Annotated in this window: 14 protein-coding genes; 3 read left to right on the forward strand and 11 right to left on the reverse strand. The window is 71.7% G+C overall.

Annotated elements, in window-relative coordinates:
* Positions 1–106: 106 nt before the first annotated feature.
* The 9 genes from A3IC_RS0133180 to A3IC_RS57945 form a co-directional block, all read right to left on the reverse strand.
* Positions 107–676, reverse strand: coding sequence for a septum formation family protein (locus A3IC_RS0133180; RefSeq protein WP_026219038.1), 570 nt, complete (start codon positions 674–676; stop codon positions 107–109).
* Positions 677–778: 102 nt separating this feature from the next.
* Positions 779–1,405, reverse strand: a complete 627-nt coding sequence (locus A3IC_RS57940; RefSeq protein WP_020554391.1) for a S26 family signal peptidase — start codon at positions 1,403–1,405, stop codon at positions 779–781.
* Positions 1,402–3,219, reverse strand: a complete 1,818-nt coding sequence (locus tag A3IC_RS0133190; RefSeq protein ID WP_020554392.1) for an ABC transporter ATP-binding protein — start codon at positions 3,217–3,219, stop codon at positions 1,402–1,404. The genes A3IC_RS57940 and A3IC_RS0133190 overlap by 4 nt, the downstream gene beginning before the upstream one ends.
* Positions 3,216–3,758: a peroxiredoxin family protein gene (locus A3IC_RS71560; RefSeq protein WP_020554393.1), complete on the reverse strand. Its 543-nt coding sequence runs from the start codon at positions 3,756–3,758 to the stop codon at positions 3,216–3,218. Before A3IC_RS71560 ends, A3IC_RS0133190 begins: the two co-directional genes overlap by 4 nt.
* Entirely contained in the window at positions 3,758–4,282 is a 525-nt protein-coding gene (locus tag A3IC_RS0133200) for a MauE/DoxX family redox-associated membrane protein (RefSeq protein ID WP_020554394.1), read from the reverse strand. The genes A3IC_RS71560 and A3IC_RS0133200 overlap by 1 nt, the downstream gene beginning before the upstream one ends.
* A 342-nt stretch (positions 4,283–4,624) precedes the next feature.
* Positions 4,625–4,759, reverse strand: a complete 135-nt coding sequence (locus A3IC_RS72695) for a hypothetical protein (RefSeq protein ID WP_281174555.1) — start codon at positions 4,757–4,759, stop codon at positions 4,625–4,627.
* Between the two features lie 303 nt (positions 4,760–5,062).
* On the reverse strand, positions 5,063–5,785 hold the full coding sequence (locus tag A3IC_RS0133210) for a class F sortase (RefSeq protein ID WP_063744910.1): 723 nt from the start codon (positions 5,783–5,785) through the stop codon (positions 5,063–5,065).
* A gap of 30 nt (positions 5,786–5,815) precedes the next feature.
* Entirely contained in the window at positions 5,816–6,286 is a 471-nt protein-coding gene (locus A3IC_RS0133215; RefSeq protein ID WP_026219040.1) for a hypothetical protein, read from the reverse strand.
* Between the two features lie 377 nt (positions 6,287–6,663).
* Complete coding sequence (locus A3IC_RS57945) at positions 6,664–7,683, reverse strand: ACP S-malonyltransferase (RefSeq protein ID WP_020554398.1); 1,020 nt, start codon at positions 7,681–7,683, stop codon at positions 6,664–6,666.
* Between the two features lie 631 nt (positions 7,684–8,314).
* On the opposite strand from A3IC_RS57945, the gene A3IC_RS0133225 reads away from it, so the two are divergent.
* The 3 genes from A3IC_RS0133225 to A3IC_RS57950 all read left to right on the forward strand — a co-directional run bounded on the left by A3IC_RS0133225 (position 8,315) and on the right by A3IC_RS57950 (position 10,624).
* A complete protein-coding gene (locus A3IC_RS0133225) occupies positions 8,315–8,881 on the forward strand; it encodes a type III secretion system chaperone family protein (protein ID WP_020554399.1) in 567 nt (188 codons plus the stop codon).
* A gap of 156 nt (positions 8,882–9,037) precedes the next feature.
* The gene (locus tag A3IC_RS0133230) at positions 9,038–9,946 is read left to right on the forward strand and encodes a Gfo/Idh/MocA family protein (protein ID WP_020554400.1); all 909 of its coding nucleotides are present in this window, start codon (positions 9,038–9,040) and stop codon (positions 9,944–9,946) included.
* Positions 9,947–10,141: 195 nt separating this feature from the next.
* Positions 10,142–10,624, forward strand: a complete 483-nt coding sequence (locus tag A3IC_RS57950; protein ID WP_020554401.1) for a hypothetical protein — start codon at positions 10,142–10,144, stop codon at positions 10,622–10,624.
* Positions 10,625–10,997: 373 nt separating this feature from the next.
* Here A3IC_RS57950 and A3IC_RS0133240 read toward each other — a convergent pair whose 3' ends face one another.
* Together A3IC_RS0133240 and A3IC_RS0133245 are read right to left on the reverse strand one after the other, a co-directional pair.
* On the reverse strand, positions 10,998–11,429 hold the full coding sequence (locus tag A3IC_RS0133240) for an ankyrin repeat domain-containing protein (RefSeq protein WP_020554402.1): 432 nt from the start codon (positions 11,427–11,429) through the stop codon (positions 10,998–11,000).
* A 198-nt stretch (positions 11,430–11,627) separates the two neighbouring features.
* Complete coding sequence (locus tag A3IC_RS0133245; RefSeq protein ID WP_020554403.1) at positions 11,628–12,098, reverse strand: hypothetical protein; 471 nt, start codon at positions 12,096–12,098, stop codon at positions 11,628–11,630.
* Between the last annotated feature and the right edge of the window lie 17 nt (positions 12,099–12,115).

The following is a 12,115-nucleotide window of genomic DNA, read 5'->3' on the forward strand; positions in this document are numbered from 1 at the left end:
CCCGCCTCCGGCGCTGCGCCGGACCCGGCCGGGGTTCGGTGCGCGGGCATGGCATCGGGTGCGTCGCACGGTGCCGGCGGGGGAGTGGTGGTCGCCCGCCGGGTCGCTACTTGATGACCGTGGTCAGCGGTCGCTTGTCCTCGCGCTCGATGATGCACGCGGCCTGGTGGTTGCCGTGGTTCCAGGACTCCATGTCGAGCGGGTACGAGAACGAGAAGGTGATCTTGGGCGAGGCGGGCTGCCGGTCCACGATGGGGCCGATGTACTGCTCACACAGCTCGCTGACCTTGTCCTCGTAACCCGGCGTTGCCGGCGTGACCGTCGCCGGCAGGTCGAACGCCTTGCCGACCTGGCCACTGTGCGGCTTGGTGCAGGCGACGTCCGTGGTCTTGGCGCCGTCCTGGTTGATGCATTGGCCGGTCTTGTACGTGAAGGCGTCGATGACGTCGGCCGTGGACGTGCCGGAGGCGGTGCCGGTGGGCTTCGTGGTGCCGCCCGGCTTGCCGGACGGGCTCGTGGTGGCCTTCCCCGTGGGTGATGCGGTCGAAGGGACGACGGGAGTCTTGCTGCCCTTGTCGTCCTTGTCGTTGCCGAGACAGCCGGACAGCAGTGCGGTGGCGGCGACGACTCCGGCCACGGCCGGCGCGATCACACGCAGGCGGTGGGAGGTGGGCATGTGGGACACAACCTTTCGCTTTGGGACGCCCAAGATCCTGTCGCGATCCCTCACCGAAACGTCGAGGGAAACGGTGCTTGATTTTTTGCGAAGCCGAGGGAATCAGGTCCCTCGTCGTTCACCGTCCGGCACACCCGTTTCCGATCCGCTGCAATCCTCGTATGTCGGCGCCGCCCACACCAGCCCCGCGCGGGAAGTTCGTGGCCCACCGGAAGGTGCGATCCGCCGCACCGCCACCCCGACCACTTGGTCGCGGTGCACGAAGCCGTACGCGCGCGAGTCCCAACTCGACGCGGCGTTGTCCCCCAGCACGACCAGGGCGCCCGCGGGCACCGCTTCCCCGGCGGCGTCGCGCAGCACCGGGAATTGCTCCACCGGCACCGGATCGCCCGCCACCGCCACCGCGCGTTTGACCATCAACCGGCCCTGCGGCGCCGGCGCCAGGTCGATGCGCTCCGGGATCGCGGCGAGTGTCGCCGGATCCGACTCCCGCAGACCCGGCGGCAGTCCGGCCACCACCGGCGGATGGGGGACGCGTACGACCACCACCTGACCGGCGCGCACCCGCCCGGTGCGGCGCACCAGCAAACGATCGCCCGGGAAGAGCGTGGGCTCCATGCTCGGGCCCTCGACCGCGGCCACCAGGTAGCGCCGTTGCACCCACAGCAGCGCCGCGACGCCGATGCCGGCGCTCGCGAGCACGGCCGGCCCGACCCGTCGAGTGTTCACTTCGCCTCCTGGTAGCCGGCCGCCTGGAGCCGGAACAGGCTCGCGTAGTGGCCCTCGCGGTCGAGCAACACCTCGTGCGGGCCCTGTTCGACGATCCGGCCGCCGTCCAGGACCACGATCAGGTCCGCGTCGCGCACCGCGCCGAGCCGGTGCGAGATGAGCAGGCTGGTGCGTCCCTCGCGGTGTTCGCGCATCCGGGTGTGCACCTCGTGCTCGGCCTGCGGGTCCAGGCCCGAACCGGGCTCGTCCAGGATCATCAGCTCGCGCCCGCCGCGGACGAACGCCCGGGCCAGGGCCAGGCGTTGCCACTGGCCGCCGGAGAGCACCACGCCGGTGTCCGGGTCCTCCTTGTCGGCCTCGCTGAAGAACATCCGGGTGAGCAGCGTGTCGTAGCCGCGCGGCAGTGCGGCGAGCCTGTCGTGGATGCCCGCGCGTTCGGCGGCGGCCTCGATCCGGGCCCGGTCCGTGAGACTGTCCGCGTCGCCGAGGGCGATGTTCTCCGCGGCGGTCATGTCGTAGTTCATGTGGTCCTGGAACACCGCGCTGATCCGCCCGCGAAGCTCGGCCGGCGGGATGTCGCGCAGGTCCACGCCGTCCCAGGTGATCCGCCCGCGGGTCGGGTCGTACATCCGGCACAGCAGTTTGACCAGCGTGCTCTTGCCCGCGCCGTTGAGCCCCACCAGAGCCAGCGCCCGACCGCGCGGAATCCGCAGGTCGACCCCGCCCAGCACCCAGGGGTGGTCGTCGCTGTAGCGAAACCACACGTCGTGGAACTCGATGCCCACGCCGGGCCTCGGCGCGGCCGGGGTCTCGGTCGCCGAGGCCAGATCGGGTTCGGCACGGGCGACCGCGACGTAGTGGGTCAGGCCGAGGAGTTGTCCGTGTGCGGAGGCGATCGAGGAGACGAGTCGGTCCAGGGCCGCCTGGATGCCGCCGACCGCGGCGACGAACATGGTTACGTCGCCGACGCTGAGCGTGCCGCGCCGGGCAGCGGCGATGGCCCACCACAGGCCGCCGCCGGCGACCGCGGCGCCGAGCGCGCCCAGTACCGCCTGGGTGGCGAACTCGCGCAGGTCCATTCGGCGTTCGGCCTCGTTGGCGCGGCGGCGCTCGCGCATCATCCGGGTGCGCAGGAAGGGGCCGACGCCGAAGAGACGGATCTCGGTGGCCGCCTCGACATCGGTCAACAACCGGCTGTAGAAGAACTCCCGACGGTGCACCTGCTCGAAGTCCCACTGCATGGCGGCGCGCAGTCGGGACAACCGCAGTTCGGCGACCAACACGGGCACGGCGGCGAGCAGGACCAGTGCGGTCATCATCGGGCTGAGGATCAGCAGCGAGGCGACGAAGCCGAACAGCGTCAAGGCGCCCTGGAGGGTGCCGCCCGCGCCGTCCACCAGGACGCCGAAACTCGACGTGCTGCTCTGGCCCAGGCGCAACCGGTCCAAGAACGCCGGGTCCTCGAACCGGCGCAGTCCCACCTGGCGTTCGGCCGCGGCGAACAGGCGGTCGGTGCCCACGACGCCGGTGGCCCGGCCGATCTGGGCGCGCAGGTAGCGGCCGATGCCCGGCAGCATGGTGGCGACCAGTCCGGTGACCGCGAGCGCGATCGCCAGGCCGCCGATCGCGCCGTGCCCGCTGGTGAGTCGGTCGATGACCAGCTTGGTCAGCCACGCGATGGTGATCGGCACGCCCGCCGAACCCAGGGTCACCGCCAGCGACCCGACCGCCTGGGCGGGGGCCGCGTGGAAGGTGAGCGACACCGCCTCGCGGGCGGCGGCGAACAGGTCACGGGCCGAAATCCGTGGGCTCACGCGTGCGCTTCGCTGGGCCGATGGGTGGTGGGCAGATCGGTGTCGGGCAGATCCGTCGTCCTCAGGCCGGCCGCCACCACCCGCCGGTCCGCGCCGAGCAGGTACATCGCCGGCGTCCAGGTATTGCGGAAGGCCGCCTGGACCACCCCGTCGTGCTCCTCCACGATCACCCGGGCCACCGGCGTCAACAGCGCGAGCAACTCGGCGTCGTCGCCGGCGATCACCGCCAGCGCGCGCTCTCGGCCCAGCGCGCGGGCCCGCTCGGCGAAGCGCGGTGCCTGCACGTGGCAGGGCTCGCAACCGGCGGAGAAGAACCCGACCAGCCCGCCGACGTCGAGGTCGCCCACCTGCTCGCCGGTGATCGTGGTGGCCGTGAACACGCCGGGACGCATGCCGGGCCGCAGCTCCATCGGCGGCCCCGAGGAGTGCGCGGTCTGCGGTTGTTGTCCGCGCAGCCTGCGCAGTACGCCGAGCAGGAGCACCAGGTTCAACGCGGTCACCAGGCCGATGAGCACGACCGCGACGACAAGTATGGGCATCAGGCATTCCTCGCGAACAGGTCGACGATGTCGTCCAGGGAAATGATCAGGAGCGCGCCGACCAGCCCGACCACCATCGCGACGGCACAGCCGGCGAGCGGGGGCAGCAGGTCGGCGGAGGAGCCGACGCCGGTCGCCGACAGCCCGGCGATCGAGGCGGCGAGCAGGACGCCGTTGCGCACCAGATGGCGCGGGCCCAACGGCGCGTCGGAGGCGCCGAAGCAGCGGCAGGAGGAGCGCCGACCCCGGCGCAGCGCCGCACCGATGGCCGCGGTGAACGCGGCGAGCAGGACACCGGCGATTGCGAAGCCCGGGCCGCGGGTCGGCGGGACCGGGACGAGCACGGGGACCGAGATTTCCCCGGCGACCACCGCGTACCCGATCGGGCGGGTGGATCCGGCCCGCATGGGCACCAGGCCCGGTATCGAGTCGACGAAGCCGTCGAAATCGCGGAGCTTGGTGACCGCGGAGGCCGCGAATACGAGGCCGATCAGACAGGCACAGCCCACATATATGTAGCCCACGGCTATCCCCCCTTTTTGGCGCGCGGAAACGGCGGGCGGCGAAAGTTCGCCGCCCGCCGTCGAGTCCGGCAGGATCGCCCAACACATTTCGAGGTCGCCACTACACGCAAATTCGCCGGATTCGTGGTGACGAAGATACGTGTCGTACTACGCCGAACGCAGTTGTCGATGCGATCCTTCGCGGCGACCACCTTGTGGGTGGTCCGCCCCGATAACGACGGCGCGATAATAAATCCCGCGGCGGTCAATCCCGCTGCGCGATATTGCATCGCGGAATATCACCAACGACCGCGATGGGCGGAGGCGGACGAACCCCGCCCATCGACGGCTCCCGGGCCGAGGTCAGCAGTTGCCCACGCGCGTGGTGGTGCAGCCTTCGTCCTTGCAACACTGGTACAGGAAGAGCACACCGCCACCGCAGAAGTAGGTGTTGCTACAGCCTGCCTCGACCGTGGCCTTTTGGGTCAGACGGTTCAACAGGCGATCGGCGAGACGCATCATGACGTCTCCTCTCCCGGCCGGGTGGGCCGTTTGGATTGGTAATCGGATTATTGCCAGTCCCGCTTTTTATTCGCAAGACCCAAATCACCAACCATCGGAGATGATCAAGGAAAGGCCGGCGCGGTCAATTCCCGACGGCGTACGACCGCGAATCGGCTCGATTCGCCGAATCCGGCGGATAGGCTCGATATGTCGCTTCCGATCCGTCCGGGCGCCGATACACGTGTGACACACGCGTCGATGCCCGGGAAATGGCCCGCCCGCGCGGATATGGCGGGCCTACGGGACGAGGTGGGCGAAAACCACGACGTTGCCGGAGTAGTGGCTCTTCCTGCTGTAGGTGCCGCCGCAGGTGAGCAGGCGCAACTCCGGCCGGGGCGCGTCGCCGAACACGCGCGCGGTGGGGAACTCGTTCCGGGCGAACACCTCGACCCCGTCCACCACGAAGGCCGCGACGCTGCCGTCCTCGCGATCGATCTCGATCCGGGAGCCGCGCGGCAGCGCGCCCAGCGGATAGAAGACCGCGGGACCGGCGGCGGTGTCCACATGGCCGGCGATCGAGGCCGTGCCCTTCTGGCCGGGCGTCACGCCGCCCTGGTACCAGCCGGCCAGGTTGCGATCCCCCTGCGAGGGCACGTCGATGCCGCCCGCCTGGTCCAGGCCGACCCGGGCCAGCGGGGCCGAGATGCCCAGCTCCGGAATCCGGATCCGGGTCGGGATCGAGGCACGCATCGGCGGCGCGTCCGGCGGCGGGGGCGGCCCCTCGGAGGGCGGCGCGGGTGCGGGTGGCGCTGCGGGATCGGCGGCCTGCGCCGCGGGATCGGCGGGCGTCGCCGGCGGCGCGATCGGCACCGCGGCTGCGGCAGGCGGGCGCGGCGGCGGTGCGGAGGCGTCGTATCCGGCATACAGAAGACTGGTGCCGCCGATCGCCAGCACGCCGCTGGCCGCCGCCCAGAGCAGGCGGCGGCCACCGGTTCGGTGCTGCCGATCCGCGGCACTCACGGGTGCCTCGGGTGCGGAACGGGACATCGGTCAGGCGAGGTTCGAGGTGCGGCGGCGCAGCGCGACGAAGCCGGTACCGGCCGCGCCCGCGAGCACCAGACCGCCCACCACGCGCAGAGCCGGGTCGCCGTACTGGATCCCGCCGAACCCGGCCGTGGACGCCATGGTCGGCGCGCCGCCCATCACGTGCAGGCTGCCGATCAGCTCCTGGCCGTCGCCGCAGACCACCTTGACCTCGTAATCGCCGGTGGGCACGTCCTTGATGGTGGCCTGCCCCTTGACCTCGTCGCCGCTGCGGTTGAGAGTGACCACGGTCGTGAACGCGTTCGAGGAAGCGGTTGCCGTATTCGCGGTGCAGTGCTTGTCATCCGACAGGAGCACCGTGTCGCCGGGACGACCGGAATCGGCCTGCATCGGCGTGGCGGCGAACGCCGCGCCTGCCGAACCGCACACGGTGAGACCGACGATGGTGCCGACGACTGCGAGACGGGCACAGCGCATTTCGTCCTCCAATGGACGTGCAGACAATGGACATGCGGAACCGAACCCGTCGAACCGGGTCACAGGGGGAGCTCCGCTACAAGGAACGTAGGAAGCCGCCCCACCCCCCGCCACCGCTGGCCGCCGAACGGTGGATCACGTCGGGCGTGGGGGTGGAATGGGGCCACCCGAGGGTTAGCGGGTGTCGTCAACCTCCGCCTCGCCCACCTGACGGGCCGCCATCGCCGCCGATGTCGTCCGCCATCGGCGGCACCACCGTCTCGTGCACAATCCCGCCGGCGAGCACCGCTCGCGGCACGTCCTGGGGTACGTCCAGCCCCCGAAGCGCCTCGGCGATGCCGCACGACGTGCTCGCTCGCCGGGCGGGCCCGGGGCGCTCAGGCGCCGGGCGCGTCCGACGGCGCCGCGAGAGCGGCCAGATCCTGGTGCAGCAGGCCGGCCGCCCGCAGCGCGCAGGCGACCCGGGCCAGGTCGGCACCGGCCGTGACCGGTACCACGGTGCGCGCCCGGGCATCGGCGGAGCGCGCGAACGGACCGAGCACGTTGCGGGCGCCGGTCTCCACGAACACCTCGATCCCGCGCTCGCGCAACGTGGTCACCGCATTGCGGTAGCGCACCGGGTGCCGCAACTGGCCCACCACACCGTCGCGGAGCTCGCGCTCGTCGGCGTAATCCCGGCCCAACAGCGGCGACAGGACCGGATAGCGCGGAGCCCGGAAGTCGACGTCCGCCCCGAGCCGGCGCCACTCGGTGGCGGCCGACTCGCGCAGCCGGTTGTGGAACAGCGTGCGCACCGTCAACGCCTTGGACACCACCGATCTGCGCTTCGCCAACGCCGCGAACGTGGCCAGCGATTCGTCGGGGCCGGAGACCACGGTGTGCTCGATGGAGTTGTCACAGGCCAGATCGAGCCCGGGCAACTGCGCCGAGCACAACAGTTCGAGCGTGTGCCCCGACGCCAGGCGCAGGGTGAGCAGACCGCCCGGATCACTGGTATGGATCGTGCACGCCGCCGCCCGGGCCAGGTACAACCGGGCGCCGTCTCCCGCCGTGTACACCCCGGCCGCGGCCAGCGCCGCCGTCTCGCCCAGGCTGTGCCCGAGCAGCACGTCGGGTCGAATCCCGAAGTCGCCTTCGAGCAGTCGGAACGCGGCCAGCGCACCGGTGTAGATGGCCAGATGCAGGGACAACTCGTGCCGGTCCATCAACTCGTGGGCATCCGGTGCCTTGGGATCGATGAGCAGACGCGAGGGCGAGAGCGTGGCCCGGTCGCCGACCGCGTCGTCGACCTCGGCCAGGGTGTCCCGAACGGCGGGCCGATCCTGGAGCCGGCGCAGTGAGCCCGGCACATAGGAGCCAACGCCGGGCATGATGATCGCGGTGCGTGGCACGCTCACGGAGACTCTCCCTTGGCTCTCGGTGGTCTCTGCTGCCATGGCCGGGAGGTTTACGAACCCCGGCCACGGGTCAGGGGGTGAATCCGGAGAGCGACGGTATGGACGCGCCGTGCGATCTCGCGGATCCGCCCCGCTCATGACGGAAACCCGGGCTCGCGTGAAGGGGGCGCGCGTCCGGGCCGGATCGGGACGGGGGTTGGTCGGCGGGGCTTTCGTAGCGGACCGGGATGCGGTGTCCGTGGCGGGCCGGGATGCGAATGGCCCCGGCGGATCGGGAGACGGGTGACCCGGCGGACCGGGTGGGGACCGTCCGTCGGGTTGTGTTCGCTGTGGTCGGGACAAGGGCTCGTTCCCAGGAGAGTCGAGCCGGCCAGGGAGCGCAACCGCGCCCGGTGCCGCGCGCTCGCGCCCGGCATCGATCCGCCGTCCGGACGGGCGGGCAACTCATGTGGTGTCGACGGAAGCTGACTCCAAGTCAGTCCGCCCCGCCGGCGGGCATTCGGCGGCGTTCGCACCGCCGTTCGGGGGTATTCCATCCGGGTGGTTCGGGCACGACTCTCCCGCGCCGATTCGGGTGGCCGCCGACGCCTGCCCGTCGCCTCCGGCCGCCTCGATCGTTGGGCCGAACGTGATGAATCCCAGTCGCGTACTGGCCGCCGGACTCGTCTCGGCCGCCGCCCTCGTCGCATCCGCACCCGCCGCGCTCGCCACCGAGGAACCCAACACCGGCATCACGGTCGTGTTGACCGGCGACGACCACTACGTGGCCGCGGACGACGTCGTGGTTCGGCAGAATCCCACCGAGCAGTCCGCCGTGGTCGAGATCGCCCACCACGGCGACGTGTTCACCGTGCACGACCCGCGCATCCCGGACGTGGACGCCGGCCGGGACGACGCACGCCGGTGGCTGGAGGCCGGCAATCGACGCACCGGCGCCCACGGGTACGTACAACGTGGCCGCCTGCCCGCCGAATCGGCGCGGAGCACGGCCGAGCATCCCGGAGCGGGGCAGGGGCCGGCGGGGCATGGGGCGGTTGAGGGCGGGGCGGCCGTGTCGGCCGTCGAGGGGCCGTCGGGGGTCGGGCGCGCGCCGGTTGGCGAGGGCGCGTCGGCCGCCGAGGGCGCGGGCTCGGCGGGCGTGCCGGGAGGGCGTGTGCCTGCCGTCGAGGGCGCGGGGCCGGCGAAGGTACGGGAGTGAAACGAGGCCGGCGGTGCGAACCCGGCCCGGGCGACCCTCGCGAGCGCAACGATTCGGGTCGGCGCCGCACGATCCTTGCCCGAACGCGTGTGCATATGCTGGCGGGGCCGTGAACCGGACGCGTGGCCCGGCGGCGCCGGCGGGAGGAGTGGCCTGATGAAGGTTGGCGTCATCGGTCTGGGCGACATCGCCGAAAAGGCATACCTGCCCGTCGTCTCGACCCTGCCGGACTTGGACCTGCACCTGCACACCCGCACACCCGCGACGCTGAGCCGGGTCGCCGAGACCTACCGGGTGCCGGTCGAGCACCGGCACGCCGACCTGGAGGGGTTGCTCGCCGAGGGGCTGGACGCCGCCTTCGTGCACGCGGCGACCTCGGTGCACCCCGAGATCGTGACCCGGCTGATCGAGGCGGGCGTGCCCACGTACGTGGACAAGCCGCTGGCGTACAGCCTGGACGAGAGCGCGCGCCTGATCGACCTGTCCCGGGCGCGCGGCGTCGGCCTGATGGTCGGCTTCAACCGGCGTCACGTGCCCGCCTACGTGGAGAGTCGCGCATTGCCGCGCGACCTGATCGTGATCCGGCGCAACCGCGTCGACACCGCACGCGAACTGCGTACGGTCACCTTCGACGACCTGATCCATGTGATCGACACGCTGCGCTTCCTGGCGCCGGGCGAGATCGAGCACGTCGATGTGCGGGCCCGGGTCGTGGACGGATTCGCTCAGCACTTCGTGCTGCACCTGTCCGGCGCGGGCTTCAGCGCGATCGGCATGCTCAACCTGCGCAGTGGGTCGAACGAGGAGATCCTGGAGGTTTCCGGCCGGGACGCCACGCGCGAGGTGTACAACCTGGCCGACGTGGTCGACCACCACCACGGCCGCCCGACCACACGCCGACGCGGCGACTGGACCCCGATCGCACGCCAACGCGGCATCGAGCAGGTCGTGCTGACCTTCCTGGACGCGGTCCGCACGGGCATATTCCCCGACCTGGACGACGCGCTGCGTACGCACGAACTGTGCGAACTGGTGGTCGGCGAGGTGGAGAAGCAACTCGGCTGACATCTCGGCCGAGTGGATTGGGCGGGGTTCGGGCGGGCGCGGTGCGGGCGAAGGCGGGTGCGGATCCGTCGTGGTGCCGAGGGCAGGGGTGCCGCGCGGCCGAGGGTCGGCCGGATGTGGTGGCCGGGCCGGGCCGGGTTCGGTGGTTGGTGGTGGGCGGGTTGCGTGATGTGTCGGGTGAGGAGGGGGAGCAACTTGCGGGCGGAGTTGATACCGCCGGTCGTCGATCCGGGGCGGCAGGCCGAGGTGGCCGCCGAGATCGAGCGGATCGGTGAGCTGATCCGGGGTGATGGCGGATCGGGCGCCGCGGTGGCTGCGATGGCTGCCTTTCGGGTGGCGACGGGGCACGACTACCGGATCGGGGACTTCGTCGAGTACCACGCATCGCGCACGCTCGCGGAGTTCGCCTTGGAGGCGGCTCGACCGGCCTGGCCCAGGGTTGCCGACGTCACCCGGGCGGAACTGGTGGAGATCGTCCGGCGGATCCTGGCCGGCGATGCCGAACTCGACTGGTATCTACTGGTGTTGACGGCGAACGTGCCGCACCCGGCGGTGAGCGACCTGATCTTCGGGTGGCCGGCGCAGGTGGCCGGACCCCTCGGATCCGACGATGATCCGCTCGGCTCCGCCGAGGAGATCGTCGACGCGGCGTTGGCTCATCGTCCGATCGTGTTGTGAAGCGGACGAGGGTTCGCGATCGGCTGCCGCGCGCTCTCGGGCCGTTCGGGGACAGGTGAGGGCGATGCGTCGGTCCTCGTGGGTGGCCCCGGGCCTTTCGTCGGTTGGCTCGAACCGATCGTCGGCTCGAACGGCGCCCGGATGAGGCTTCGTTCGGGCGCGGCAGCGGTCTTGTGGCGCCGGTCGGGCCGTCGCGCGGGTGTTGCCCGACGGGCCGACACCGGGATGCCCTCCCGAACATTGCCGGACAACGGCGGCCGGCCGCCGGGCGGTCTTCGACGCGGGGTTCGGGCAGGATCGCCGTTGCGGCGAGCATTCGTTCGACGGCAGCAGGCCCGGCGCCTTCGGCCGCTCGGTCCCGGCAAGGGATTGCTCAGCCGGTTGTTCGTGGCGGATCTGCGCCGGCGGCCAGGAGGGCGGCCACGGTCTCCGGGTAGGGGCCTCTGGCCGCCCAGTCGATCGGGGCGTGGCCGGTACCGTGGTCCTCGCGGAGATCGGCATCGGCACCGTGTGCGAGCAGCGCGCGGACGGTGTCGGTGTGGCCCCAGCAGGCCGCCGCGCACAGCGGGGTGCCCTCGGAGCCGGTCCCGCTTTCGGTGTCGGGCGCTGCGCCGGCGCCCAGGAGGAGCAGGACCACGTCCGTCGCTCCGTGTACGGAGGCCGCGTACAGCGGGGTGGTTCCGTATCGGTCGGCCCCGTTCGGATCGGCGCCGGCCCGGAGTGCGGCGGCCGTCTCGGCCGGCCGGCCCAGACCGGCTGCGCCCACCAGCAGCCGTGACAGTCGTTTGCGCTCGCGATGGTTCACGCGGCCGAGGGTAGTGGGCCGGTCGCGAACGTGCCCTCGAATATCGCCGCGTTCCGGGTGCGGGTGTGGAGGTTGTCCGGGCCGGGTCCGTGGGCGCGCCTCGCCGTTGGGTCGGATCCTGTCCGTGAGTCGTGTACCGCCCCCGTGGGTCCGCATTCCGTCCGTGGATCGCGTACCGCCTCGCGGGGCGCCGGCCGCTCAGTGGGTGGCGTCCGCCGCGCCGCCGGGTCGGTGTCGGCGGGTGGCGCGGGTTGCGGCGATTTCGGCGGATACATCCACCCAGGTGCTGCCGTACTCGCGGTCGAGGCGGTCCCGCTCGTCCTGGGAGAGGCGTTCGAGCGCCGGCAGCAGATCGCGTTGCTCGTGCACCAGGAGGCCGTCCATCGCGGACGCGGCGTCCTGTGCCTCGTCGTGGAATCCGGGGCCTTCCGGGCCGAGCTGCTCGGCCGAGTCGAGGAAGCCCTCGATCCGGCGGCTCTGCGCGATGGCGTCGTCGACGTAGCCGCTGCGGTGGCCGTCGGCGTCCCGCACCGCCGGATACAGCACGCGCTCCTTGGTCGCGAGGGTCACCCGGATCGCGTCGTCGGCCTCGTCGAACAGGGCGACGGTGCTCTGCGGGGTGGCCCGCCACCGGCGGATCAGCTCACGAAGGTTGCGGTTGTCCAGCACGGCTGTCTCCTTGCGCG

It is taken from the genome of Embleya scabrispora DSM 41855 (assembly GCF_000372745.1).
GTDB classification, from domain to species: domain Bacteria; phylum Actinomycetota; class Actinomycetes; order Streptomycetales; family Streptomycetaceae; genus Embleya; species Embleya scabrispora.